This is a genomic window from Streptococcus sanguinis, from assembly GCA_013378335.1.
Taxonomy (GTDB): Bacteria; Bacillota; Bacilli; order Lactobacillales; family Streptococcaceae; genus Streptococcus; species Streptococcus sanguinis_I.
This window is the reverse complement of record CP040556.1, coordinates 529,278-556,214: the sequence shown is the minus strand read 5'-3', so window position 1 is coordinate 556,214 and position 26,937 is coordinate 529,278. Positions and strand designations below refer to the sequence as shown.

The following is a 26,937-nucleotide window of genomic DNA, read 5'->3' as shown; positions in this document are numbered from 1 at the left end:
TTAACTATTGATTCCTTCTTTGTTCCTTCCCTTATTATATCAGAAGTCGCCTGCAACTACCTTAATCTCGGCTAAAAAGCTTTACATAAAATTTTGTGGTTCATTATCAATTGTCAGGCGTAAATCTTTATTGTCCCGATTCTGTGTCCAGTCCAAGACTTGATTTAGCGTCGCATGCAGCTTGTCCTCAAAGCGATATTTGAGCAGAATCTGATAATGATAGAGATTGTGGGTGCGGGCAATGGGCTTCGGCGTTGGACCTAGGATTTGCACTTTTTCTGACAGACCGCTCCGCAGAATATCCATGACCTCATAGGCTTTTCGAACTGCTGTCCCTTCATCCTTGTGGGACAGAGTCAAGCCGACTGTATAGTAATAAGGCGGATAGCCCAGCTGCCGGCGGATTCCCATTTCATAAGCATAAAAACCCTCGTAATCCTGCTGCTTGGCAAACTCAATAGCATAATGGTTAGGATTATAGGACTGGATAAAGACTTGACCAGCCTTTTCTGCCCTACCAGCCCGACCTGCCACCTGAGTCAATAGCTGGAAGGTTCGCTCAGAAGAGCGAAAGTCCGGCAGATTGAGAGCTGTGTCTGCATTGAGAACACCAACCAGCGTCACGTTTGGAAAATCCAGTCCCTTGGCTATCATCTGGGTTCCTAAGAGAATATCTGCCTGCCCCTGGCCAAAGCTTTCTAAAATGGCTTCATGGCTGCCTTTCTTACGGGTCGTATCTACATCCATCCTCAAAATGCGAGCCTGTGGAAAGAGCTGAACCAACTCATCATAAGCTTTCTGCGTCCCAGTCCCATAATAGCGAATGCTGCGGCTGGCACAGTTAGGGCAAGACTGAGGAATATTCTTAGTAAAACCACAGTAGTGGCAGTTCATGGTCTTGGTGTCCATATGCAGAGTCAGAGAAATATCACAGTTAGGGCAGCTATCAACGGTCCCACATTCCCGACACATGACAAAGCTGGAATAACCCCGCCTGTTGAGCATGAGAACCGTTTGTTCCCCCTTATCCAGACGATCTTGAATAGCCTCTAGCAGGACCGGGGTGAAATTACTGGCCTCATGCTGCCCGATATAATCCCGAAAATCCACCACTTCCACTTGAGGAATCTGCGCCAGCGGATTTGCGCGCTTGCTGAGCAGCTGAAAATCATAGACACCACGACTTGCTCGAGCACGGCTCTCCAAACTCGGAGTCGCCGAACCCAGCACTAAAACAGCTTGATTGTACTGAGCTCGCAGGAGAGCCACCTCTCTGGCATGATAGCGAGGATTGGAATCCTGCTTGTAGGAGGATTCATGCTCTTCATCAATGATGATGGCTCCAATATTTGTCAAGGGAGCAAAAATAGCTGAACGTGCGCCGACAACAACCTGGGCAGCTCCTCGCTCCACCTTGCGCCATTCATCATATTTCTCACCATCAGACAGACCTGAATGCAAAATTGCAACTTGGTCGCCAAATCTAGAAATAAAGCGGTCAGTAACCTGCGGAGTCAGAGAAATCTCTGGAACCAGCATGATAGCGGTCTTGCCCTGGTCCAGTGCCTCTGCGATGACCTGTAGGTAAACTTCGGTCTTCCCACTGCCTGTGATCCCTTCTAAGAGGACTGGCCGAGAATGACTCTGACCAATTTTCTGAGTGATTGCCACAACCGCTGCGGCCTGTTCATCGTTTAAGGTCAGACTTTGCTGCTGCCGCTCCTTTTGGAAATAAGCAGCAGAACGGCTGATTTCTCTATCTTCTATGCTAATTAGATTTTCTTTGATAAAGTAATTAATAATATCGCGCGAAAAGTTTTCTCGCAAATCAGCCAAGAGACGGCTATCTTTCTGCTCTAGCAAGACTTCTTTTAATTCTTGTTTTTTCTTAGCCTTTCGGGGAAGATCATGATTTTGCAGAGTAGTATGATTGACCTGATACCATTTCTCAGTCTTAATATGCTTCTTGTCCGTCGCCTGATACTCCAGTCGAATGCGGCCAGTCTGGGTCAGTCGCATCAGCTTGGCCTGACTTTTCTTGTCCAAATCAGAAAAGCGAAGGCTGTCTTCCTGACCAAATATAGCTGAGCGCTCCTCATCATTCAGTAAGTCTGTCGGATAGAGTAGTTTATCATAGCTGGAGTTGAGAAGACTAGGCAGCATGGCCTTTAAAAGGGTAATCTTATAAGAAAAGACTGACTTGCGCAGCTCATCCGCCAGCCAGAGCTGTTCCTGGTTTAGCACTGGCCTGAAATCAAGAACTTCCGCAATTTCCTTCAGCTCTTCTTGGTCTCCCGTCTCATCAAAGCCGACCACAATCCCCTGAATCAGGCGATTTCCCTGCCCAAAAGGGACATGGACCCGCATGCCAGCTGCCAGCATCCCTGAAAACTCTTCTGGAATAGCATAGCTATAGGGCTTGTCCGTCTGCATCAGAGGAACATCCACAATAATCTTTGCTAGCTTCACATTCTCACCCCACTTTCTTAAGCATCATTACAGAAAAAATAAGATTGAGCATCCCCAACCTTAAATCTTCTCACCTTCTTCTTTTTCTTTAGCGATTTGCTCTTTAATCTTGCGTTCTTCTTCTTCTTTACGCCGGCGCTCTTCTTCTGCCCGACGGCGAACTGCCTCGCGCTTGCCTTCTGGATCTGGATGGATAACGACATTGCCGGATTCAATTTCTTCCAAAGCACGAAGAGTGGATTTGACAGACTTGAATTCCTGCGTAGCGGGAGCTCCAGCTTCAAGCTCATGAGCGCGCTTAGCCCCTAAAATAACCAAGGAGTATTTTGACGGAACCTTGTCCAGTAAAGTGTCAATAGACGGTTTTAACATCATAATTTTCTACCTAATTTCTAACTTTCTATCGAATAATCGTTTCATTTTTTGGAAGCATGTCCTGATAACGGCCGATAACACGGTCTACTCGGAAATGCTCTGCTTCAATCACGCGCTTGACACGGTCGGCAGCCAGCGACACCTGATCATTGACAATGGCATAATCATACTCACGCATAAGGGCAATTTCTTCTTTGGCCTTTTCAATGCGCTGAGCGATAATCTCCGCACTGTCTGTCCCACGACCAACCAAGCGATCTTTAAGTTCTTCTAAGTCTGGAGGAGTCAAAAAAATAAAGACGGCATCTGGAACTTTTTTCTTGACTTGCAAAGCTCCCTGAACCTCAATCTCTAGAAAGACATCAATACCTTTATCCAGCGTTTCATTGACATAAGTCAGAGGCGTCCCGTAGTAGTTCCCTACATACTCTGCATACTCCAGCATCTGTCCCTGACGAATCAGCTCTTCAAACTCCTCTCGAGTACGGAAGAAATAGTCAACTCCATCCACTTCGCCTGGACGCTGCGGACGAGTCGTCATGGATACCGAGTACTGGAATTGGTTATCAGTGCTTTCAAAAATTTCTCGTCTAACAGTCCCTTTTCCTACACCAGAGGGGCCAGAAAAGACGATTAGTAAGCCTCGTTCCGTCATCATGTCTCCTTCACAGTCTTTCTATCTAGTGTAACAAAATTAGGCTGATATTTCAAGAGGATAGGAAGAAATGTATGTGTCTAGAGTTTTGAGAAAATAGAAAAAATAAGCAAGCAATCATACGGAAAACAAAATAGACCAGCAGATAATTCAAGAAAAAAGCAATCTGTTACCAGACTGCATTTTTTCTTTATTTTGCGTAGTCAACGGCTCGCATCTCACGGATAACCGTCACCTTGATATTGCCTGGATATTCCAAGTTGTTTTCGATTTTTTCACGAACATCGTGCGCCAAAATCGTAATCTTGTCATCCTTAATCTTGTCCGGCTGAACCATAATCCGGATTTCCCGGCCGGCTTGTAAAGCAAAGCTGTTCTTGACACCCTTGAAGCTATTAGCGATCTCTTCCAAATCTTGGAGACGCTTGATATAGCTTTCCAGAGATTCACTACGCGCACCTGGCCGAGCGGCACTAAGAGCGTCTGCTGCAGCTACGATAACAGCAATGACACTTTCTGCTTCCACATCTCCGTGGTGGCTAGCAATCGTATTAACAACGATTGGATGCTCCTTGTACTTACGAGCCAGTTCTGTCCCGATTTCCACGTGGCTGCCTTCAACCTCACGGTCGATAGACTTGCCAATATCATGGAGGAATCCAGCACGGCGAGCTAAATTGGCATTTTCACCAAGCTCACCAGCAATAATACCGGAAAGCTTGGCAACCTCAATAGAGTGCCGAAGGACGTTCTGGCCATAAGAAGTACGGAACTGCAAGCGACCCATGATTTTCATCAAATCAGGATGTAGGTTAGGAGCTCCGATTTCATAAGCTGCGGCTTCCCCGTACTCACGAATGCGATTGTCAATTTCCAGACGGTTCTTCTCAACCAACTCCTCGATGCGGGCTGGATGAATGCGACCATCTTTCAAGAGTGCTTCCATAGTCATACGAGCAATCTCGCGGCGAATCGGATCAAAACCTGAGAGAGTAACGACTTCAGGCGTATCATCAATGATGACATCAATACCAGTCAGACTTTCAAAAGTCCGAATATTGCGACCTTCCCGACCAATAATCCGCCCCTTCATACTGTCATCTGGCAGATGCACCGTTGAGTTGGTTTGCTCAGCAACATAATCACCAGCAATACGCTGCATGGCTTGGACCAAGATATTCTTGGCAACCTTGTCAGACCGCTCTTTGATATCTTGCTCCGCATCCCGAATCCTAGTCGCAATCTCTTTAGAAAGCTTGTCTTCGGTCTGCGTCAAAATAATATCACGCGCTTCTGTCTGCGATAGCGAAGCAACTCGCTCCAGCTCTGCTGCCTTCTGCTTTTCAAGTTCCGCTACTTGTTCTTCACGCGCATCAATGTGTTTAGATTTATCTGAGAGACTTTGTTCTTTTTGCTCCAAAGCCTTTTCTTTGTTGCTTAAATTATCATCTTTGCGGTCAAGGGTAGAAGCGCGCTCTGTCAAGCGGCTTTCGATTTGTTTCAACTCTTGACGTTCAGACTTAAATTCTGCATCAACTTGTTCACGATATTTTCTGGCTTCTTCTTTTGCCTCCAAAAGTGCTTCTTTTTTAAGCGAACTTGTTTCCCGCTTGGCTTCTTTGATAATCAAATCAGCTTCGCGTTCAGCTTGTCCGCGTAAATTGGTTGCTTCTTGTTCAGCATTTAAAAGAGTAAGCTCTGCAGCTTCTTTAGATGATTTCATCTTAGCCGAGACACTTACATATCCAATCACTAAACCAATGATGGCAGCAAAAACAGACATAATTATAGGAAATAGGTCCATGTTTTTACTCCAAATCTATTTAATTGTTGAATTCAAAATTCCATACTATTCTATCACAAATCTAAAAAATTCACAAACCTATTTTTTGAAATTCAAGAAAGCTTTTGTCCAATTTTCACCGTCAAAATCATCAAAGTTTGTAGAAGCCTGTGCACCAAAACTTTTTCAAACCATAAGCAAGATTGTTCAAATTTTTCATTTTTCTAAAACTTAAACTTTATTCCCAAATAAAATTTTTTTATGCTATAATCAGAGAAGAAAATGTGTATATGAGACAGGCTTTTTCTTCACTAACAAGACAAACCTATGGCTTGATATCACTAGAAAAACCTTCTCGCACTCGCTACATTGTAAAGGAGAAACCATGTCTAAAGAAGTTATCGTTGAAAGCTTTGAGCTGGATCACACCATTGTCAAAGCGCCTTACGTCCGCCTCATCGGAGAGGAAACCGGTCCTAAAGGCGATATCATTTCCAATTTTGATATCCGTTTGGTTCAGCCTAATGAAGATTCAATCCCGACAGCCGGCCTGCATACCATCGAGCATTTGCTGGCCATGCTGATCCGCAAGCGCATTGATGGTATGATTGACTGCTCACCTTTTGGCTGCCGCACCGGTTTTCATATGATTATGTGGGGCCAACACAGTACCAACCAGATTGCTCAGGTCATCAAATCCTGTCTGGAAGAAATCGCTGAGTCAACTAGCTGGGAAGATGTCCCTGGAACAACCATTGAATCCTGCGGAAACTACAAGGATCACAGCCTTTTCTCAGCCAAAGAATGGGCTAAACTTATTCTCAGCCAAGGGATTTCTGATGATGCCTTTGAACGCCATGTGATTTAAAAAGAGTTTGGGACAAAAAGATTTCAATTTTTAAAAATCTTAATTATTAAGCCCTTCAAATCTATAATTAAATGCGAAAAGCGAACAAAGCAGAATTCTGATTACCAGAAAACTAGTTTTGTTCGCTTTTTATATTTGAGGTTGGACTTTTGTCCCAAACTCTTTTTGTGCATGTATAATGAAATCCATCAACAAACTAGAAAGCCAGCTGCTGAAGAAATATTAACAGATAACTAGAAATCAAGCGAGTCAGCATAACCCGGTCCATTTCCGACGAAGTATCCCGTTTTACAGTTGATACTGAAGAGATAGGTGCCGTCGGGTTTAAAGAGGTTATAGTAGCCGTTTCCTTTGATAATATTGACGCGTTCCAGGATATAGTTATCTCCAGAAATATAGCCACGCTCACGAGAAGTTTGCAAAATCCTCTCCAAAACGCCAGGATTGAATGTCCAAGCCGGATTGTTGACGTCATCAATAGCTGCTTGGTTATAAGGGACACGACTGAGGTCTCTCTGCAGATTTACTCCAGTGCTTGGGAGACCATAGCCAGAGTAAGAGTTAGAAGCCCCTGAACCAGAAGCAGATGCACTTGAACCGCCGCTTGTACCCGCACCAGTGCCTCCCTGATCAGTAGCAGGAGCTGGAGTTGGCACCTGTTGGCTACGTCCTTGGGCAATTGCTGCCTTTAGAACTTCATCTAGCTTAGCATTGCCGCTTGATACATCTGAGAAGGTCGCATTTGTATTAGCCTTGGCTTCCTTGTTCAAGACGCCGTCAGTGATCGCTCCGCCGTCAAACTGCGAATTGACACTTTGGATAGCCGAAATCTGCTTGACTAAGGAATCATACTTGCTCTTGGCTGCATCATAGTCTTTGCTGCCTTTTAGGTTTTCAAGTAAGGTTTTTAACTTTTCCAAGTCACCAAATTTACTGTTTTTGATAGCTGTCTGATTGCTATCTGTGAAAAATGAAGCATACTCATCATTAAAGGACTTCAGATCCTTGGCAGTATTATCAGAGCTAGAGGAAGACGAACTCTTTTTGCTGGACTGCGATGTTGAAGAGCTGGAGCTTGTAACGGTCTTGTGACCCCAATTATGTCCCAGAGCAAAGTAGAACCCTGTTCCCGCTACAGCAATCCCTAAAAGTCCTAAAACTGGATAAAGGAAAGCTTTTTTCTTGTAGAAAGGTGTCTTAGGAACCTGTAATTCCTTCTCATCAAGCGGCTCCGGAATAGGACCGTAAGATGTCTTTTGAACGGGGGCAGCAGGAACCGCATCTTCCTGCTCTGAGCGTTGACTGCGAGATCCTAAGGGGTTTGGAGCTACTTCTGGCTCACTTGCAGTCTCAGTGGCTGTCGACTGAGCTGTTGGAATCTCCTGTTCACTTTCAACCTCTTGCCGTCTTTCTTTGATGAAGTCGGTCAAATCGGAAGAGGCTTGCTCAGCCTGAGCCGTTTCCTGCTCCTGCAGCTTTCTGATTTTCTGGGTTTCAAATTTTCCTGCTTCGATTTCCTGACGGTGCTGCTTGATATACTTATCCAGCACATTGTCGCTTTCATTCACACCGGCTTCCAGCTCCTCTTTCTTACGAGTGGCTTGGCCGACTGTCATTTCCTTGGCCTCTTCAAAATCAAGGACCGACTCTTTCTTTTCTTCTTCCGGTGAGTAGTTTTCTTCTTTCGTCACGGCAAATCCTTTCTAATCTAACTGACGTTTGACCCGCTGGCCAAAATACTGATACAAATCAACTTTTAAAGTACCATTATAAAGTTTGCGTTTTTTATCGGCCTGACTGCCGTATTTGCTTTCAAAAGCTTCATCGCTAGTCAGGATAAACTTGCTCCAGGTCTTGAGCGGAGCAAAGGTTTCTCCCATCTCCTGATAAAGCCGAGTCACAGCCTCATCATCTAGGAGGCGCTCCCCGTATGGCGGATTAGAGATAATCACACCATTGATCTTATCTGTATGCAAATCTTGCAGACGCATCTGCTTAAACTGAATCTGCTCTGCAACTCCTGCTTGCTCAGCGTTTTTTCGAGCTAGCTCTACCATGCGGCCATCGATATCCGAGCCAGCAATATCCAGCTGGATGGTCTGATTAATCTGACTGAGTGCAGTCGAGCGAGCCTGGGCTACCAGGTCTTTATCCACCCAATTCCAGTCTTCAAAGGCAAAGGAACGATGGAGTCCTGGCGCTATCTTCATCCCAATCATGGCTGCCTCGATACAAAAAGTACCAGAGCCGCAAGTTGGGTCAATCAAAGGCTTATCTGGATACCAATTGGACAGGAGTAAAATAGCCGCTGCCATATTCTCCTTAATCGGTGCACCGCCCTTATCTGCCCGATAGCCACGTTTGAAGAGGCTAGAGCCTGTTGTATCAATCATGACTGTCGCTACATCTTTTAGAATAGAAACCTCTATCCTAAACTCAGCTCCATTTTCCTGCAGGGGCACCCCTTCCGAACGTGCATAATGCTTCTGCAGCTTCTTGACAATTGCCTTTTTAGAAATAGCCTGAACACTAGGCTCATTGTGAAGTTTTGACTTGACGCATTTAGCCTTGGCAATAGGAAATTTAGCTCCCAGCGGTAGATAATTCTCCCAATCCAGAGCAAAAACTCCCTGAAAAAGCTCTTCAAAAGTCTTAGCTGGAAAACTGCCAACTAGAATCTTAATCCGATCGGCCGCGCGCAGCCAGAGATTGGTTTGAATAATCGTACTGACATCACCCTCGAAGCGAACCCGGCCATTTTCGACCTGACAATCAAGTCCCAGCTCTCTGATTTCACGGCCGACGACAGCTTCAAGTCCTGCCGCTGCGGTCGCAATTAAATTAAATTTTTCTTTCATCTCGGCTTTTAAATGGATTCCAATCTATACAAACAAAGGGAGTGAGACAAAAATCGTGATTTCGTCACATCGATTTTCCTCACTCTCCCTTTTTAAATTTTGGGCTGAGAAGGTTTCGCTGCCATTTGTCAGCTAGCTCATTACTTGAAACGTCCATCAGACAAATGAAGCAACAGCTAGTTGAACTTGGCAGAGAATAGAGCGCTCAGCCACTCTCTTGCTATTCTATTATAAAATTTAAAGAGGACAGGACTTGACGTCCCAGCCTCAGCCTATATGCAATTTTCTGTAAGCCATGTTTTGTTCCGGAAATGACTAGGTACCATTTCCTTCGATAATCATCTGTCTACTGTTTCCAGTCAGAGTGCTATGTTCGCTTCCACGCACTCCATGCCCCGACCAAAGTTTGGGTTGCTAGCTTGAGGGGTTTACCGCGTTCCACTTCTTATGTTTCCAGAAGAACTACGTCACTGTGGCACTTTCAGACCTAATCAGACATATCCAAAGACTTAGCCCTTTCAGTCGCCGTAACGGAAAAATCCGTCCCTAGGCTTATTTCTTCGCCTAGCACAAACACTACCGGCATCACAGCCAGTGCTAGCATGGACTTTCCTCATGAAAATCTAAAATTTCCACGCGATTATCCAAAAATTGCACTGTTCTAAAAGAACTATTATTCACGATCCAGAATTTGTTTACCGAATACTTCCTTTTCGAGACGGTTCAAGCGCTTCAAGATATCAAAGTTAGTCGCAGAAGTCATCTGTGGGAAGCTTTCCACAGTCGACTGAGTCGCTTGTGTTGATTGGACAGGCTGAGTCGGCTGAACTGGTGCTTTTTCAACCGGCTTCGCAGCCAACTCTTCCTTGAGACGGCGATTTTCCTCACGCAGCTCCTTTACCAAGGCTGCATAAGTCTCATAATCCTTGATAATATCGTCCAAAAACTCATCCACTTCGGACTTACTATAGCCACGTACTTCACGTTTAAAATCCTGATCAAAAATATCTTTTGCTGTAAAAATAATACTTGCCATCTTCTCTCTCCAATCTAGTTTGTCATATTCAATTATAAACAAAATGCACTATAAAAATCAAGATTTATCATCTAATTTTCCGAAAAATTTTCGGCCACTTCATTCAGGTCATCAAATGTTAATTTTTTGATAAAATACTGTTCTTGTTTTTTCATTTCTTGGTAAAGATATTTCAGTTTTGTCTCCTGTTCTTCATCGTAAAAGAGGTAGGCTCCGTCCGTATTTTGAATGATAAATTGATTGTAATCACGAAACTGACTAGGATTTTGGTAGGTCGGATAAGCATACTTGACGAAATCCGCCTGCTTAAAAGCAGCTAATTGGGCTTGATTGGCTTTGTTCCAATTTTCACCTTGATTCTCAAAGAGAAAGATGGTTGCTATCTGAAACTCATAGTCCTTTTTTAAGTCGTTGGCCAGCTCCAAGACCCAAGACTCAAAGCCCAGATTGCCCATAAAAACCAGCCAGTCCACTCCATCTTCCAAAAAACGGATTAAGTCCCTTTTAGCGGCTTCTTTTATGATGTTTATTCTCATATCTTTTTCCGTCGAAATGCCGATTTCAAAGGCTTTGTAGCCTGTTATTAGTAGACTGGTCATTTATTCTCCCTTAAAAAAGTTTTTTGTGGTATAATAGAGTGATGCTATTGTACCAATAAGGAGTTTTATGGTCAACTATCCGCATAAGCTAAAGGCAAAAAGCAGTATCAATAGGCCGGTTTCCGGCATGACTAACTTTGCCAATCGTGGGATGTCTTTTGAAAAGATGATCAACGAATCCAACAACTACTATCTTAGCAGAGGACTCGCTGTCATCCATAAAAAGCCCACCCCCATTCAGATTGTCAAGGTTGATTATCCGCATCGTAGCCGAGCCAAGATTGTAGAGGCTTACTTTCGGCAAGCTTCCACAACAGACTATTCTGGTGTCTACAAAGGCCATTATATTGACTTTGAAGCCAAGGAAACCCGACAGAAAAAATCGATGCCCATGAAAAATTTTCATTCGCATCAGATTGAGCATATGGAGGCAGTCCTTGAGCAAAAGGGCATCTGCTTTGTCTTACTGCATTTTTCCAGCTTAAGGGAGACTTACCTGCTTCCCGCTTCTTATTTAATTGAGTTTTACAAGATCGACAAGGGAGGGAAGTCCCTGCCCTTAAGCTATATTCAAGAACATGGTTATCCGATTGAAATGCAGCAGCTTCCCAGCATCCCTTATCTTGAAATTATCGAACAAAAACTACTAGGTGGTATTATAAATGAATAAACAAACTCTTATGCAGGCTTTGAAATATCTTGCAAGTGCGCTTATAACCCTGCTTATGATTGGATTCGTGATTGGCTGTTTGGTATTTACCTACTATGCGGTCAAGGCTCCCAAGCTTTCTGAAAAAGACCTGGTCGCGACCACATCCAGTAAGATTTTTGACAGCAATAACAATTTGATTGCGGACCTAGGCGCTGAAAAGCGGGTCAATGCTGAAACAAGTGAAATACCTACGGATTTGGTTAACGCCATTGTCGCCATTGAAGACCATCGCTTCTTCAATCACCGCGGAGTGGACTTTATTCGGATTGCAGGCGCCCTTATCAGTAACATCCGTGGCGGGGGCCGTCAAGGGGGATCAACTCTGACCCAGCAGTTGATTAAGTTGTCCTATTTCTCAACTTCTTCTTCGGACGCGACCCTTTCACGAAAAATCCAAGAAGCTTGGCTGGCTGTTCAACTCGAGCGGAAAGCGACCAAGCAGCAAATCTTGACCTATTATGTCAATAAAGTCTACATGTCTAACAGTAACTACGGTATGCAGACAGCAGCCCGAAGCTACTATGGCAAGGATCTAAAAGATTTGAGCTTACACCAAACGGCTCTGCTGGCTGGTATGCCTCAGGCACCGAATCAATATGACCCCTACACCCATCCTGAGGCTGCAACCAATCGCCGTAATCTGGTACTTCGTGAGATGCACGACCTCAAATACATCACAGATGAACAGTATGAGCAAGCCAAAAATACACCTGTAACCGATGGACTTCAAAGTCTGAAAGCCTCTACTAGCTACCCAGCTTACATGGATAACTATATCAAAGAAGCAATTGAACAGGTTGAAGAAGAAACTGGTTACAATGTCCTGACAACTGGTATGGAAGTCTATACAAACGTCAACACAGAGGCTCAACAGAAACTCTGGGATATTTACAATACTGAAGACTATGTAGCTTATCCAGATGATGAAATGCAGGTTGCCTCCACAGTTATGGATGTCCAAACTGGTAAGGTCATTGCCCAGCTTGGGGCCGTCACCAGTCTACCAACGTATCCTTTGGTACCAACCAAGCTGTTGAAACCAATAGGGACTGGGGTTCAACTATGAAACCAATCACCGCTTATGCTCCAGCTCTTGAAAATGAAGTCTATACTTCGACTGCTGCTCCTATCACAGATGCTCCATATAACTTCCCGTATTCCAGCACTCCGGTCTACAACTGGGATAAGAAATACTATGGCGGGATGACGATTCAGTACGCTATCCAAGAATCCCGGAACGTTCCTGCCGTTAAAACACTGGAAGCCGTTGGTCTGGATGAGTCTCTCAAGTTCCTGAATGGTATTGGGATTAACTATCCTGAAATGTTCTATGTTAATGCCTTTTCAAGTAATACCAGCAAATCCGGCAACGAGTACGGAGCCAGCAGTGAAAAAATGGCTGCTGCCTATGCTGCTTTTGCCAATGGCGGTACTTATTACAAACCTCAGTATGTCAATCGCGTCGTCTTCAGTGACGGAACGGAGAAGACTTTCTCCAACAATGGTTCCAAGGCTATGAAGGAAACGACAGCCTACATGATGACCGATATGATGAAAACAGTCTTGCAGTCTGGTACAGGTACAAACGCTGCTATTTCTGGGGTTTATCAGGCCGGTAAGACCGGAACCTCCAACTATGCTGACGACGAATTAGCCAAGCTGACCAAGCCTTACTACTACTCTAGCATTGTCACGCCAGATGAACTCTTCGTTGGTTACACGCCTAAGTATTCCATGGCTGTTTGGACTGGCTACTCTAACCGCCTGACACCAATCCTTGATGACGGGGTTAAGGTTGCAACAGATGTCTACCGGGAAATGATGCTTTACCTAGCTCAAGATGGCTCCGCTTCAGAAGATTGGGAAATGCCAGATGGTCTCTACCGCAGTGGCTCTTATGTCTACCTCAACAGTGGTACTGGCTATAACCGTTACTACAATAACCAGCAGTACTATAACTATTCTAGCTATAGCAGTTACAGTACAGAAGCTAGCTCTGACACATCAGCTTCCAGTGAGCATTCTGGTGATTCAAACAATAGCTCTTCTAGCCACAATGACTCATCTTCCGGTGACGGTGGAAATGACTAGAGAGACGAAGATTAGAATACAAATTAAAAGAGTAAGAATGAAAAATTCCTACTCTTTTCTTATTCTCTCATCAAAGCTTACTTTGCCAAAGCCCCCATGGGATCCCAAGGATCTAGGACAAGAGGTTCTACTTCATATGCTGCTAATTCTGCAGCTGTCAGAAATTCTTTACGAACAACGATTTGATAGGTATATTCGTCCATCCAAGCGTCAGAGGCTACGAAATAGCCCTTGTTACCAACCTTTTCACCCCAGGAGTTTTCGACCTTCCATTTCTTAGCCTTGCCATTTTCATCCAAGTCTACCCCAGTCAAGACCATGGCGTGGGTCATGAGGCTTTCGCTATAGTCCAAGCGACCAGCCTTATCCTGAGTTAGTCGAATATCCATGCTGGCAGTGAAATCGTGCATCCCTTCTGCCATAACACCTTCCTTACGATTGCTAGACTGACCAACATCCGAGCCAAACCAAACGGTCTCGCCAGCCTGCATCTGAGCGATAGCCAGCTCTTTTAGTCGATCCATTTCAACATTCAAATAACGGACTGGCTTGCTACCAACGACATTACCCAGCATCTCAACTGTATAGGACTGACCATAAGGCTTGTCTGCAGTCGGCGCATTGATGATAGAGACATAGTCATCTAGCTTGAGATCAACATATTTTTTGAAGAAAGCTTGTGGTGTCAATCCGTTCTCACTATGAAAATTGTTATCCTTATCCCGATAAGAGAAGTCGAATTGGCGAGGCGGTAAACCTATATTCATAGCTAGGAAGTTAAAGACTTCTTGGAGGAGCTCTTCTTTCTTAGCCTGAAGTTCTGCCAAGTCTGCTCCTTCTACCACCAATTCTCGCAAAATCTGTGCATCCTGACGCAAGAGCTTATTGAGAATCTGATTGAGCTCGCGACTATTGCTAGACGAGATTGACTCTGGATAGACTGACTTAGGCACGACGCCGTATTTCTCAAAGAGGGAAACAACCATATCCCATTGACCCCCATCCTGCTGAGGCGTATCTAAGAGAAACTTGACCTTACGGCTAGTCAATTCTTGGTCAGCGGTTGCCAGCACCTGCTCCAAGAACCAGTTGGATTTTTCATATTTATCCCAAAAGAAAGTGTGGGCCTGAGATAGCTCAAAATCTTCCAATTGGAAACCAGCAATCATTTTGTGGCGGAAGGTATTAAGAGCTGCAAACATCCAACAGCGTCCTGAAGCTTTCTGGTCACTGACCTTATCCTTCGTGAGATCCAGTGAAAAGACAGGTGTGTTTTCCACGGCAGCGCTTCGCTTCTCTAAGGAAGCCAAAAGGCCATTGTGACTGATGGCATTTTCCATTGCTGCAAACTTGGGATTGGCCTCATAAGCAGCGTACAGCTTATCTGTAAAATCTTGTTCTAACGAATGCATAGAATCCTCCTTGTCATTATACATCTATTATAGAACTTTAAAAAAGGAGTGCAAGTAAAAAGACTAGACAAACATACTAAGATTAGTAGTGAGAAAATCTCTGACGGGAGAGAGTACTCACTACTTTTTCTTTATGTTAAAGTAGAGGTGTCTTGTAAAGTCGTAGGGCTCTTTGGCGCTAGACGTCGCTTGACAAACTGGCAAGACACCTGTTTTAGGTGGAATTTGATCAAAGTATGTGGGACGCTAGACGTCGCGTATTGAAAATAAAATCACTAAAACACGGAATTATTCAAGACAAAAGAGGTAATATCATGCGTACAGTATTTGGGATTGATGTGAGTAAGGCAAGTTCTGAGGTGGCAATTTTAGTCAACGGTGAGAAGATTCATGGATACACTATGCTCAATGACGCCATTGGCTTCAATCGTCTTTTGAATGACTTGAAAACTGTTCATAATCCTGAGATTATATTTGAAGCTACTGGTGTCTATTCTCGGCGTCTTCGAGTCTTTCTTGAGGAATACGGCTACGCTTATACACAGCTGAATCCTCTGGAAGCTAAGAAGCAACTGGACAATCTGCGAGTTCGTAAAACAGATAAAATTGACGCTGAAAAGTTGGCTCATTCTCAATTTATACTCAATCGTAAACCAACTTATGCGCAGGAAGAAGTTTATCAACACCTGCGTGATTTAAGCCGTTTCTATCAAAATCTTACAGAAGACATTGTTAGAGCTAAAAACCGTCTACACAAGGTCTTACAAGTCACCTTTCCTGAATTGGAAAATCTATTATCCACACCAACTGGAGAGCAATATTGGAACTTAGTGATGGCTTTTCCATGCAACGAGTTTGTATTAAGCCTATCTCAAAGTAACTTGTGTGAGATTATCCGTCAATCTACCTCCAAACGCATCTCTGAAAAGCGTATTGCTTACTTGACTGATAAACTTATAAAACTCGCTAAACAATCTTTTTGTGCGGTCAAGAAAACCTCTCCAATGCTTGAAGAGGTTCGTTACTATGCTCAAGAATTGCTTCGTCTTTCTGAGCACAGACAGGTTGTCTTAGACGACATGGTAGCTCTAGCTCAGCCTTTATCAGAGTATGACATCTTACGATCAATTCCTGGCATCGCAGAAACCACAGCGACATCTATCATTGGCGAATTGGGAGATATTCGTCGCTTTCAGTCTACCAATCAAATCAACGCTTTTATTGGCATTGACCTGAGACACTATGAATCTGGGAACTTTCTTGCCAAGGAACACATCACTAAACGAGGTAATCCCTATGCCAGAAAAATCTTGTTCAAGTGCATTCACAACATCGCTTCAGCTAGTCATACCAATCCCTGCCATATCGCTAACTTTTATGAGAAACGAAAAAGACAATCGACAACAGCTTCAACTAAGCCACATACGATTGCCTCTATACATCGTCTCATTCGAACAATGTATTACCTCATTACGCATAACAAACTTTACGATTACTCTTTGACCCAAAATCGATAAGGCTGTATATGCCGTATTATTGTAACACCTTGTTTCAAAAAATACCAGACGAGGTGTTTTTTTAGAATGCCCATATATAGATCAAAAAGTGGTAAAAATAAGACAGTAAACTCAGAATAGCTACTATCTTATCTTTTTTTACTTAAAGCCCTTGATATACTTGACAAATGGTAGAAAAGAGCCCCTTATTTTTTCAACTCTTCAATTAATTCTTGAATATCTTCTCTAGCCTCTTTAATAGGAAAGAGAACATACACATGATTCATCTTTTCGCGTTCAATATATCGGTGTGTGATTCCTTCTTTAAGAAGCTTTTCATGTAACAATCGATTATCCGGATAAAAGATATCATGCGTCCCAATATAAATACTAATTCTTCCTAATCCAGATAAATCTCCAAATAGTGGACTCACTAGCGGTTGTTTCAACTCTTCTCCTGCCCAAAACTTTGCCACTTCCTGAATCCCACTCTGTTTAAGGAATGGGTCAAATGGTTCATACAATGCAATCTCAGAATTATCCGTTGCAATATCCACCCAAGGAGAAAACAGAACGATTTCCTTTGGCTGTGGTAACGAAAGTTCTTTTAAGTATATAGCAAATCCTAAGGAAAGCCCTCCCCCTGCAGAATCCCCCATGAAAATGATAGAATTCGGATTTGTATTTTCTTCTAAAATCCTGCGATATAACTTCTCTAACTTCTCATACGTCTCACGGTATTGATGCTTTGGAGTCTTAGGATAAATTGGGAACACCACTTTCGCATCTATCGCCTGTGCGATTTTATGCACCAAGGTAAAATGCATCTTCATCGGTTGCAGTACATACGCTCCACCATGTGTAAAGAAAATTACTTTTTGGTTAGTATCTTTCTTTTCATTCCATACAAACACTTGCATGCCATCTACATCTTTTTCTTGGACATCTACTTTAATGTATTTCTTTGGATTTGCGATGGGAACGTCATTTCCCTTGGCCATTTTATTAAACGCTTGTTCAAATTTAGCCGGTTCATCTTTTGAGTAAGTCAGCGGTTTAAAAAATAAAAAGAGTAATCTTTCAAGTAGATAGCTTGAAAAAGAGCGTCTTTCCACTTTTCTAACATAACCCATCCAGCACATAATCAATATAACAAAAATTCCTAGTCCTATAAATAATCCATTCATCTTACTTCCCTACTTTCTTGAAAAAATGAGCTAAAAATGCCCTCTTTATTGTATCATTACTGATTAATATAAGCAAGTAGGCCGTCAAACAATTGTTTTGTTTCAGGCGAGTATGCTGAGAGTTCTCCAACTGTCATTCCTACTGCTAATTTAAACATTGGTGAGTCCAACGTTTCCGGTGCGAACTGTTGTAAAAACGGTTCTATAATTTTTAGGGTTGATGGAAATTTTCCACCAACCCTATTTTAGTGTATACAAAAAGGCCAACATCCATTATATTAAAAGCTCCTAAACCTAATACGAAAGGATGATGACCATATGAACAATATACTAGAAGCTACGCTACAAATCAAAGATAAAAACATTATTTGGAATGATAAAGTTCAAGAAAAGATATTTAAAAAGAGAAAATCTTTATTTTATTCAGCTACATATACGCATAAGCCAGAATTTTGTGCTGTTTGTGGGTGTGTTAGCCAAAATAATAATATCGTTAAAAACGGTACGAAAACGTCTCGTATCACTCTCTGTTCTGTTTCAGGCCTACCGGCCTACTTAAATCTACGCAAGCAGAGATTTCTCTGCAGAGAATGTGGTTCTTCATTTACCGCAGATACTAGTCGAATCGTAGAAAAGAGCCGAAAGTCCTAGCCTTTTTCTAAATCAGATCTTAGGATTCCATAAACGGAAAAATCTTTGACTTGTCCTTTATGAAATACAGCTTGACGGAAAGTCCCTTCGTAGCTCATGCCAGCTTTGGCCATGACACGCCCAGAAGCTGGATTGGCTGTTACAAATTTTGCTGTGACACGATTGAAACCTGCACCTTGCAAGAGATAGATTAAAACAGCTTTCAAAGCTTCTGTCATCAACCCTTGCTCCCAATAGTCTTTACTTAAAATATAACCGACCTCGCAAGCATTGACTGCCTCATCTCTATCTACCACACTAATATCACCAATCACTTGTTCAGGTTTTTCCTTCAGGCAGATGGCCCACTTGTAATAATCCATGTTTTGATAGTTCTCAACCCAGCGAGCAATGGATTGTTGGGTGACTTCAGGACTCTCGTGAGCATCCCAGGTCACATGCAGCAAATTATCCGGACGAGAAGCCCAGTTGTCATACATAGCTTGTGCATCCGATTCCAGAAAAGGTCTTAGCAAAAGACGTTTGGTTTCAATGGACTGTGTACCTATCTTTTTCATAGCTTCCTCGTTTCTTGGCTCAGACTAAAAAGTTTCGATAGAGATTTTCACTTCCAAAATTCGTCAAAAATCGTAATTGGCAAATGCCGTTTGTGCTGGCCTTTATGCCACCAAGACTCGATAGTTTCTTGAGCTTGAGCTGAAACGGACTTGCCTTCGAGATAATCGTCAATTTCATTGTAGGTCACGCCCAGAGCGACTTCATCCGCAATCCCAGGTTTTTCCTCTTCCAAGTCAGCCGTCGGCACCTTTTCATAGAGAGCCGGATCCGCTCCTAAGGCGGCCAAAAGCTGCTTGCCTTGACGCTTATTGAGACGGTAAAGCGGTAAGATATCTGCTCCGCCATCCCCAAACTTGGTGAAAAAGGCCGTGACATTTTCTGCTGCATGATCCGTCCCAATGACAGCCCCACTGTATGAACCAGCCAAAGCATACTGGGCAATCATACGGCTGCGGGCCTTGATATTGCCCTTGTTAAAATCAGAGACTTTGGCACCCGTTGCCTCCACAGCCTTTGTCATGGCATCAGCCGATTCCTTGATATTGACTGTTAGACTGACATCAGGCCGGATAAAAGCCAGAGCTTTTTGCGCATCATCTTCATCTGCCTGGACACCGTAAGGCAGGCGGACAGCGATAAAGCGATAGCCATCATCTCCAGTCTCAGCCCGCATTTCTTCTACAGCCAGCTGAGCTAAGCGGCCAGCCAAGGTTGAATCCTGACCACCAGAAATTCCCAGAACATAGCTTTTCAAAAAAGGATGCTTTCTTAGATAAGCCTTGAGAAAGTCGACCGACTTGCGGATTTCTTCCTCCGGATTTATGACTGGTTTGACGCCCAATTGAGCGATGATTTCTTCTTGTAAGCTCATTTTTCTGCTCCTGTCTGGTAGGCTTTCTTGCGCATCTGGTCAATCAAATCCATCTTATCCTGCCAAATATCTCTAGCCAGGTCAACTGGATAATCCTGTGGATTGAGAACCCGCTTGTACTCATCCCAGAGTTTATCAAATTCCTTACGGGCATAGGCTTGAATTTCGGTCAGACTTGGCTGATCATAGACTAAATTACCTTCTTGGAAAATATCGACCAAAAGTGGTACGGCATCAAAATTTTTGACCGTTTTATTGATGTAGGTATAGGTCGGATGGAACATTTCCAGCTCTTCCAAGTCATTGACATCAAGGCCAGCATAGGTAATGTAGTCTCCCTCGGACTTCCCTTTTTCGCGACTGGTAATGCGCCAAACCTGCTTCTTACCTGGGGTCGAAACTTTTTCGGCATTATTGGACAGCTTGATGGTATTGCGCAATTCTCCATTCTCATCTTCAATAGCAACAATCTTATAAACTGCTCCTAAAGCCGGCTGGTCGTATGCTGTAATAAGCTTGGTTCCCACGCCCCAGACATCAATCTTAGCCTTTTGCATTTTCAAGTTAAGAATAGTATTTTCATCCAGATCATTGGACGCATAAATCTTAGCATCAGGGAAGCCTGCTTCATCTAATTGCTGCCGAACTTTCTTAGAAATATAGGCAAGGTCTCCCGAATCAATGCGGACACCCAGAAACTTAATCTTGTCTCCTAGCTCACGCGCCACCCGAATGGCTGCCGGAACACCTAGACGCAATGTATCGTAGGTATCTACTAGGAAAACACAGTTACGATGAGTCTCAGCGTAGGCTTTAAAGGCATCATAATCATTTCCATAGACTTGAACGAGAGCATGGGCATGGGTTCCCAAGACTGGAATATCAAAGAGCTTGCCAGCCCGAACATTACTGGTTCCGTTAGCTCCGCCAATCACCGCAGCCCTGGTCCCCCAAATAGCAGCATCCATTTCCTGGGCCCGGCGCGTACCGAACTCCATCAGAGGTTCATCTTCGATGACAGAGCGGATACGCGCTGCCTTGGTGGCAATCAGCGTCTGAAAATTAACGATATTGAGAATAGCAGTCTCAACCAGCTGACACTGAGCCAATGGACCTTCCACCTGCACGATTGGCTCATTGGCAAAAACCAAATCACCTTCCTGAACAGACCTTACGGTCAGGCTCATCTTGAGATTCCGCAAATAATCCAGAAACTCTCCGTGATAGCCCAAGGATTGCAAATAATCTAAATCACTCTGGCTGAATGTCAGATTATTGAGATAGGAAATAATTCTTTCCAAGCCCGCAAAGACCGCGTAGCCGTTATTAAAAGGATTTTTACGGAAAAAAACTTCAAAAACTGCATGCTTGTTGTGAATATTTTGCTGGAAATAAACCTGCATCATGTTGATTTGGTACAAATCAGTGTGCAGAGTTAAACTATCATCTGGGTACATCTTCTTGCTCCTTTACGCTAGATACCTTTTATTATATCATAATTCCAAAAAAGCTAAGCAAATCCTGTCAACTCACTTGAATAGACACACTTGCTTAGCTTATATTTTTATGCTTGCTCTGTAAGGTATTTGTAGGCTTCCTGACTGGCAATGGCACCATCACCAACAGCCGTTGTAATCTGGCGCAGGTCTTTCTGACGAACATCACCAACAGCGTAAATACCGGCTACTGACGTTTTCATCTGATGGTCTGTCAGAATCCAGCCAGCCTCATCAGTGATACCCAAGTCCGCAGCAAATTCACTAACCGGATCCAGGCCGACATAGATAAAGATGCCACCAAAATCTGCTTGGCTAGTTTCACCTGTCTTGACATTCTTGAAGGTTACGCCAGTCACTTTACGCTCATCGCCATGGATGCTTTCCACCACAGAATCCCAGACAAAGCGAATCTTTTCGTTGGCAAAGGCACGATCCTGCAGCACTTTTTGTGCTCGCAGCTCATCACGACGGTGAACAATGGTCACACTTTTTGCAAAGCGCGTCAGGAAAATAGCTTCCTCTACCGCTGAGTCACCACCACCGACAACCAGCAAATCTTCATCACGGAAGAAGGCACCATCACAGACCGCACAGTAGGAAACCCCGCGGCTGTTATAGTCTTCCTCGCCAGGAACCCCCAGATGACGATGATTGGCACCAGAAGCAATGATGACCGTTTTAGCTTCAAAACGCTCATCTTCTGTGACGATTTCCTTGAAATCGCCCCGATCTTCAATTTTTTCTACTAGGCCAAAGAGATGTTCTACCCCTAAATTCTCAAGAGGCTCAAACATTTTCTCTGCTAGTTCTGGACCGCTGATATTGGCATAGCCTGGGTAGTTTTCAATGTCAGCAGTATTGTTCATCTGACCACCAGGAATACCACGCTCCAACAGGGCAACTTTTAGGTTGCTGCGGGCTGCATAAAGGGCAGCTGTCATGCCGGCAGGCCCAGCTCCAATAATAATTGTATCGTACATAACTCTTCTTTCTCCTTGTTGTAACTAGAATTATTCTAACAACTTTTCTACAGTTTTACAAGCATTTAAGCTTTTAGGACAATGAGCAGGCCCAGCGTCGCAAAAGACAGGACTGGAATCGTCATAATGACAATCAAAAGGACATCGTACAGATGACTCTGGCGCTCCTTAGCCGTCTTGTCCTTGCGGCGAATCATCCGCAGTCCAATCCATAAACCCGCAATGATCCCTACACCGACTGCAGTATAAAGCAAGCTCTCAATATAAAGTGCAAATATTTGATCTAACATGTCAACTCCTCAAAGGTCAATCAGCCTTATTCTACAAAAATAAGAACAAATCCAAACCTAACCGTTAGCATAAAACACCAACTAGATAAGAAAACCTGCTCCACTGCACGCTAAGACTGAAAACAAACTCAGCTGGTCTAGCCAACTGAGCCTTCACTGTCTCTATTATATCAAATATAGGTCCGTTTGTAACTAGCAAAAAATTCCTTGGTTCTTTCTTCTTTTGGATGATGGATAATCTCATCTGGTGTCCCAGACTCTATGATTTTTCCCTTGTCCAAAAAGAGCACCCTGTCGGCCACCTGAGCGACAAAGGACATATCATGACTGACCAGGATCATGGTCTGGCCAGACTTGGCTGCATCAGCGATTGATTTTTCTACTTCTCCGACCAACTCGGGATCCAAAGCTGAGGTTGGCTCGTCTAGCAAAAGAACATCTGGATTCATAGCCAAAGCCCTTGCCAAAGCCACCCGTTGCTTCTGACCGCCTGACAGATGTCTAGGATAGTGATTTTCTCGGTCTGACAAGCCAACCTTTGCTAATTCTTCCTTGGCTATCTTGGTCGCTTCTTGGTCTGACAGTTTCTTAACTACCAGCAGACCTTCCTTGACATTTTCTAGAGCAGTCCGGCGGGAAAAGAGGTTAAACTGCTGAAAGACCATGGCTAGCTTGCGGCGCAGCAGCAAGATCTCATCTTTGGAAATCCTTGAAAAATCCACTTTGAAGCCGTCGATGGTGATTTTTCCGCTGTCTGGCTGTTCCAGATAGTTGAGGCTGCGGAGAAAGGTTGACTTCCCAGCACCAGAAGAGCCAATCAAAGCTACCACTTCGCCTTTTTGAATGTCCAAACTGAGATCATCCAGAACCTTTTGACCTGAAAAAGTCTTACTTAAATGTGAAATATTAATCATCAGATTCCTTCTCCTTCTGCTTGCTGAAGCGATTCAAATTTATCCGGCTGCTTGATATCCATCATCTTTTCGATCCAGCGGCCAAGTTGCTCAATGAGAATATTGACTGCCCAATAAATCAGCGACACCGAGATAAAACGCTCAAAGTAACGGTAGTCTGCCCCTGCGATAGCCTGCGCCTTGGCAAAAATTTCCACTACACCGGCACTAAAGGCCAGAGAAGTCCCTTGGTCAAGCCAATCAGGGAATTAATCAGACTCGGAGTCGCTACCACTGCTGCATTTGGGATAATGACACGCATATAAACCTGCTTGTTGGTCATCCCTAGACTGCGAGCAGCCTCAATCTCCCCCGGATCTACGGACAATATTGCTGCCCGGATGGTCTCACTGGCATAAGCCGCTTCGTTGAAAGCAAAGGCAACAATCGCAAAGACAGACGCTGGAATATCATTGATATTAAAGTTTGTGTCATACTGCTGATTGATGGCCTTGAGCAACAAAGGAATCCCAAAATAGGTCAGCATGAGCTGGACCAGCAGAGGCGTTCCTCTCAGAAAACTGACAAAGAAAGCCTGAATCGGATACAGGACTTTAACCCGATTAATCTTGACGACAGCAAAAACCATGGCAAGCAGAATACCAAAGACTGCACCACCCACCGTCAAAAGAAGGGTGATTGGCAGATTTTGCAAAATGCCCGGAATGGCCTCAAAAACAGCCCTTAAACTAAATAATTTACCATCTGGAATGATCTTGAGAAACTCCTCATACCAACCAGTTGTCAGAAGATAAGTTGTAACCGCCATTATTACTTCCTTTTCTTGATAATAAAATATTTTAACACAAATCTGGAACAAAACAAAGAATTTGCTCCACTTTGACTAGCGAGCTACGGCTTTTTGACAGTTAAAATATGAGCAGTCTGTGCAAATATTCTGTAGCCAAATACCAAATAGACCGCACTAAACCCAATATAAATAGGCTAGTTTCACTAGTCTATCATATCTATCTCACAAAGACTAATATATTTTTCTTATCACAGCGATAAGAAAAGTATATCACTAAAAGGTTTGGCGCTTAGCCTTACGCTCTGCCCGGCCACGTGCACGATTCTCTGCTCGCTTAGTCTTGCGGCGCTTCTCGTTCACCGCCCACTGGATTTTTTTCTTGTAGCCTGGTTTGATTTTTTTCTTTTTCTTCTTGACCAGCCCTAGCATTTCCGTATCCAGCTTCTCCCGGCTCTTTTCCCGATTGGCCCGACGGTCTCGGTCGTAGGTATCCTGGAACTCGCCATCTTTTATCATCTTGGGAATGAACTTAATCCCCATCTTTTCCAACTCCCGAATATCTGAGTCGTCGCTCGGCTGGTAGAGGGTAATGGCTGTGCCAGGAAGACCATTGCGGCCGGTCCGGCCTACCCGATGGACAAAGAAAGACAAGTCCTGAGGAATGGCATCATTGATAACATGACTGACACCTTCGATATCAATCCCCCGTGCGGCCAAGTCAGTAGCGACAATGTACTCAAAATCCAGATTCTTAACCTGATTCATGATACGCTTGCGCTCCCGCGGAGCAATATCGCCATGAATTTTAGCAACTTTGAGCCCTTGAGCTGTCAGATAGCTATGCAGTTCATCTGCCCTCGTCTTGGTATTAACGAAAATCATAGCCAGATAAGGCTGCAGGAGCTGACTGATCTGATAAATCTGGGCATTTTTATCTCGTCCCTTGGTTGACAAGAGCCAGTTTTCAATGGTGTCCGCAATGACCGTCTTGGTCTTAATCTGCTCAATCACTGGATTAGACAGGTATTTTTTCAAAAAAGGCTGAAGCTTCTGTGGAATAGTCGCTGAAAAAACAAGAAACTGCAGGTCTTTTGGCAGCCGGCCTGCAATCTTATCAACTGTCGCCAAAAAGCCCATGTCCAGTGTCATATCTGCCTCGTCAACGACAAAGGTCTTGGCTTTGTGAATGGCCAAGTCGCCAGACTCTACCAAGTCATAAATCCGCCCCGGCGTTCCGATGACCATATGAGGCTGACTGGACTCTAACTTCCCAATCTGACGAGCCTTGTCAGTCCCACCGACATAATTGGCCACCCGAATCTCTTTTTCAGAAAAGCTAGCTAACTGCCGAGCCGCCTGATAAATCTGGGCTGCCAGCTCCCGACTTGGAGCTGTAATAACAGCCTGCACGCTGTCTGCTTCCTCATCCAGCATTTGAAAGATCGGCAGCAAAAACGTGTGGGTCTTACCAGAGCCTGTCTTGGACTCGCCAACCAAATCCCGACCTGACAATACCACAGGAATCAGCTTTTCTTGGACTGGAGTCGCTTCAACGAAGTTCAAATCCCTAAGCGCTTCCTGAATATAATCTTTAAACTTAAATTCTGTAAATTTCATCTTGTCCTCTATTCTATTATCCTAACTATTATACCAAAAAAATAACCATCCTGCTTACCCTCAAATCTAAGAAACAGAAGAGTCTGGGACAAAAGTCCAGCCTCAAATATAAAAAGCGAACAAAACGAGTTTTCTGGTAATCAGAATTCTTCTTTGTTCGCTTTTCGCATTTAATTATAGATTTGAAGGGCTTAATAATTAAGATTTTTAAAAATTGGAATCTTTTTGTCCCAAACTTCTTGCTATAAATATAGGATAGCTAGGGTCAAAATACTGCCCATGATACCGATTCCCCAGAAGAAGAAATCGACCTTCCACTCACTCCACTCCTTGCCGTGACCAGTTAGGCCTCCCAGCTCAAAGTGGTGATGAATCGGAGTCATCCGGAAAATCCGCTTGCCGCCAGTCAACTTGAAATAGGTCACCTGCATCATGACAGAGGTCGTCTCAAACACATAGACAATACCAATCAAGAGCAGGGTCCACTCTTGGTGAAGGGAAATGGAGATAGCAGCCAGCATACCGCCCAAAGCCAAGCTTCCCACATCCCCCATGAAGATTTCAGCGGGCTTGTGATTGAAAACAAAGAAGCCTAGCAAGCCGCCAATCATACTAATGATGACAATCAGAATATCAAAACGCTTCTGCTCAACAGCAATCACAGCATAGGCCACCAAGCTAATGACTACAGAAATGCTGGCCAAACCATCAATTCCATCCGTCAGATTGACAGCATTGGAGAAGCCAATCAGCCAAAAAAGGACGAAAAAGATGTAAAGGAAGCCCAGCTGGACAGGAACGGTAAAGACATTTAGATGGTCACCTGCCCCGTGCTGATTATAGAAGAAGTAAAAGACAACTCCGCCGACCAGCTGCAGAAACAATTTCTGCTTGGGATTTAGACCCTCGTTGATCTTACGAAACACCTTGAGGAAGTCATCCAAAAAGCCGACAACACCATACAGAACCAAGATAAAAAGAATCATGATGAGGCCGTTGGACAGCTGATGCGAAAACAGACCGATAACAAAGCTGACCAGAACGGATGTCAAGAGAAAGACTGTGCCACCCATGGTTGGTGTTCCGGCCTTGGCCTGATGCTGCTTGACATCTTCGTGCATCTGTTGGCCTGTGATACGAGCCTTATGGTAAAAACGAATAAAGGCAGGAATGCCGATGATAGTTAGGATAAACGTTACGATTCCTGCAATAAGAGCAATAAGCAT

Annotated in this window: 22 protein-coding genes, 1 other RNA gene and 4 pseudogenes; 6 read left to right on the top strand and 21 right to left on the bottom strand. The window is 43.9% G+C overall.

Annotation, left to right across the window (positions count from 1 at the left end):
- Positions 1-81 precede the first annotated feature (81 nt).
- The 4 genes from FFV08_02945 to FFV08_02930 all read right to left on the bottom strand — a co-directional run bounded on the left by FFV08_02945 (position 82) and on the right by FFV08_02930 (position 5,303).
- On the bottom strand, positions 82-2,469 hold the full coding sequence (locus tag FFV08_02945) for a primosomal protein N' (GenBank protein ID QLB51715.1): 2,388 nt from the start codon (positions 2,467-2,469) through the stop codon (positions 82-84).
- Between the two features lie 60 nt (positions 2,470-2,529).
- Positions 2,530-2,844: a DNA-directed RNA polymerase subunit omega gene (locus FFV08_02940; protein QLB51714.1), complete on the bottom strand. Its 315-nt coding sequence runs from the start codon at positions 2,842-2,844 to the stop codon at positions 2,530-2,532.
- Between the two features lie 25 nt (positions 2,845-2,869).
- A complete protein-coding gene (locus FFV08_02935; protein ID QLB51713.1) occupies positions 2,870-3,502 on the bottom strand; it encodes a guanylate kinase in 633 nt (210 codons plus the stop codon).
- Positions 3,503-3,689: 187 nt separating this feature from the next.
- Positions 3,690-5,303: a ribonuclease Y gene (locus FFV08_02930; GenBank protein ID QLB51712.1), complete on the bottom strand. Its 1,614-nt coding sequence runs from the start codon at positions 5,301-5,303 to the stop codon at positions 3,690-3,692.
- On the opposite strand from FFV08_02930, the gene FFV08_02925 reads away from it, so the two are divergent.
- Both FFV08_02925 and FFV08_02920 read left to right on the top strand, forming a co-directional pair.
- Entirely contained in the window at positions 5,302-5,517 is a 216-nt protein-coding gene (locus FFV08_02925) for a hypothetical protein (GenBank protein ID QLB51711.1), read from the top strand. The genes FFV08_02930 and FFV08_02925 overlap by 2 nt on opposite strands.
- A gap of 150 nt (positions 5,518-5,667) precedes the next feature.
- A complete protein-coding gene (locus FFV08_02920; GenBank protein QLB51710.1) occupies positions 5,668-6,150 on the top strand; it encodes an S-ribosylhomocysteine lyase in 483 nt (160 codons plus the stop codon).
- A 233-nt stretch (positions 6,151-6,383) separates the two neighbouring features.
- Here FFV08_02920 and FFV08_02915 read toward each other — a convergent pair whose 3' ends face one another.
- The 6 genes and pseudogenes from FFV08_02915 to FFV08_02890 all read right to left on the bottom strand — a co-directional run bounded on the left by FFV08_02915 (position 6,384) and on the right by FFV08_02890 (position 10,643).
- Complete coding sequence (locus tag FFV08_02915; protein QLB51709.1) at positions 6,384-7,841, bottom strand: Holliday junction resolvase; 1,458 nt, start codon at positions 7,839-7,841, stop codon at positions 6,384-6,386.
- A 12-nt stretch (positions 7,842-7,853) separates the two neighbouring features.
- Entirely contained in the window at positions 7,854-9,008 is a 1,155-nt protein-coding gene (locus FFV08_02910) for a class I SAM-dependent RNA methyltransferase (protein QLB51708.1), read from the bottom strand.
- 24 nt (positions 9,009-9,032) lie between these two features.
- Positions 9,033-9,165: pseudogene (locus tag FFV08_02905) on the bottom strand (hypothetical protein).
- Positions 9,166-9,292: 127 nt separating this feature from the next.
- Positions 9,293-9,660, bottom strand: an RNA gene (rnpB, locus tag FFV08_02900) — RNase P RNA component class B.
- Positions 9,661-9,681: 21 nt separating this feature from the next.
- On the bottom strand, positions 9,682-10,044 hold the full coding sequence (gpsB, locus tag FFV08_02895) for a cell division regulator GpsB (protein QLB51707.1): 363 nt from the start codon (positions 10,042-10,044) through the stop codon (positions 9,682-9,684).
- Between the two features lie 71 nt (positions 10,045-10,115).
- Positions 10,116-10,643, bottom strand: coding sequence for a DUF1273 domain-containing protein (locus tag FFV08_02890; GenBank protein ID QLB51706.1), 528 nt, complete (start codon positions 10,641-10,643; stop codon positions 10,116-10,118).
- A 67-nt stretch (positions 10,644-10,710) separates the two neighbouring features.
- Between FFV08_02890 and recU the strand changes: the two genes are divergently transcribed.
- On the top strand, positions 10,711-11,313 hold the full coding sequence (recU, locus tag FFV08_02885; protein ID QLB51705.1) for a Holliday junction resolvase RecU: 603 nt from the start codon (positions 10,711-10,713) through the stop codon (positions 11,311-11,313).
- Positions 11,306-13,446, top strand: a pseudogene (locus tag FFV08_02880) (PBP1A family penicillin-binding protein). Before recU ends, FFV08_02880 begins: the two are co-directional and overlap by 8 nt.
- A 77-nt stretch (positions 13,447-13,523) precedes the next feature.
- Here FFV08_02880 and pepC read toward each other — a convergent pair.
- Positions 13,524-14,858, bottom strand: coding sequence for an aminopeptidase C (gene pepC, locus FFV08_02875; protein QLB51704.1), 1,335 nt, complete (start codon positions 14,856-14,858; stop codon positions 13,524-13,526).
- A 314-nt stretch (positions 14,859-15,172) separates the two neighbouring features.
- Between pepC and FFV08_02870 the strand changes: the two genes are divergently transcribed.
- Positions 15,173-16,375, top strand: a complete 1,203-nt coding sequence (locus FFV08_02870) for an IS110 family transposase (protein QLB51703.1) — start codon at positions 15,173-15,175, stop codon at positions 16,373-16,375.
- 185 nt (positions 16,376-16,560) lie between these two features.
- Here FFV08_02870 and FFV08_02865 read toward each other — a convergent pair whose 3' ends face one another.
- The gene (locus FFV08_02865; GenBank protein ID QLB51702.1) at positions 16,561-17,541 is read right to left on the bottom strand and encodes an alpha/beta hydrolase; all 981 of its coding nucleotides are present in this window, start codon (positions 17,539-17,541) and stop codon (positions 16,561-16,563) included.
- 318 nt (positions 17,542-17,859) lie between these two features.
- Here FFV08_02865 and FFV08_02860 point away from each other — a divergent pair.
- Positions 17,860-18,177, top strand: a pseudogene (locus tag FFV08_02860) (transposase family protein).
- 11 nt (positions 18,178-18,188) lie between these two features.
- On the opposite strand, the gene FFV08_02855 reads toward FFV08_02860, so the two are convergent.
- The 9 genes and pseudogenes from FFV08_02855 to FFV08_02815 form a co-directional block, all read right to left on the bottom strand.
- Entirely contained in the window at positions 18,189-18,749 is a 561-nt protein-coding gene (locus tag FFV08_02855; protein ID QLB51701.1) for a GNAT family N-acetyltransferase, read from the bottom strand.
- Positions 18,750-18,796: 47 nt separating this feature from the next.
- A complete protein-coding gene (gene nadE, locus FFV08_02850) occupies positions 18,797-19,621 on the bottom strand; it encodes an ammonia-dependent NAD(+) synthetase (protein QLB51700.1) in 825 nt (274 codons plus the stop codon).
- On the bottom strand, positions 19,618-21,078 hold the full coding sequence (locus FFV08_02845; protein ID QLB51699.1) for a nicotinate phosphoribosyltransferase: 1,461 nt from the start codon (positions 21,076-21,078) through the stop codon (positions 19,618-19,620). Before FFV08_02845 ends, nadE begins: the two co-directional genes overlap by 4 nt.
- A gap of 107 nt (positions 21,079-21,185) precedes the next feature.
- The gene (trxB, locus tag FFV08_02840) at positions 21,186-22,100 is read right to left on the bottom strand and encodes a thioredoxin-disulfide reductase (GenBank protein ID QLB51698.1); all 915 of its coding nucleotides are present in this window, start codon (positions 22,098-22,100) and stop codon (positions 21,186-21,188) included.
- 65 nt (positions 22,101-22,165) lie between these two features.
- Entirely contained in the window at positions 22,166-22,390 is a 225-nt protein-coding gene (locus FFV08_02835; protein QLB51697.1) for a DUF4059 family protein, read from the bottom strand.
- A 170-nt stretch (positions 22,391-22,560) separates the two neighbouring features.
- On the bottom strand, positions 22,561-23,304 hold the full coding sequence (locus FFV08_02830; GenBank protein ID QLB51696.1) for an amino acid ABC transporter ATP-binding protein: 744 nt from the start codon (positions 23,302-23,304) through the stop codon (positions 22,561-22,563).
- Positions 23,304-24,112: pseudogene (locus FFV08_02825) on the bottom strand (amino acid ABC transporter permease). Before FFV08_02825 ends, FFV08_02830 begins: the two are co-directional and overlap by 1 nt.
- Before the next feature lie 255 nt (positions 24,113-24,367).
- Positions 24,368-25,711: a DEAD/DEAH box helicase gene (locus tag FFV08_02820; protein ID QLB51695.1), complete on the bottom strand. Its 1,344-nt coding sequence runs from the start codon at positions 25,709-25,711 to the stop codon at positions 24,368-24,370.
- A 242-nt stretch (positions 25,712-25,953) separates the two neighbouring features.
- Positions 25,954-26,937 carry a phospho-N-acetylmuramoyl-pentapeptide-transferase gene (locus FFV08_02815; protein QLB51694.1) on the bottom strand — a complete coding sequence of 328 codons (984 nt, stop codon included), beginning with the start codon at positions 26,935-26,937 and terminating at the stop codon, positions 25,954-25,956.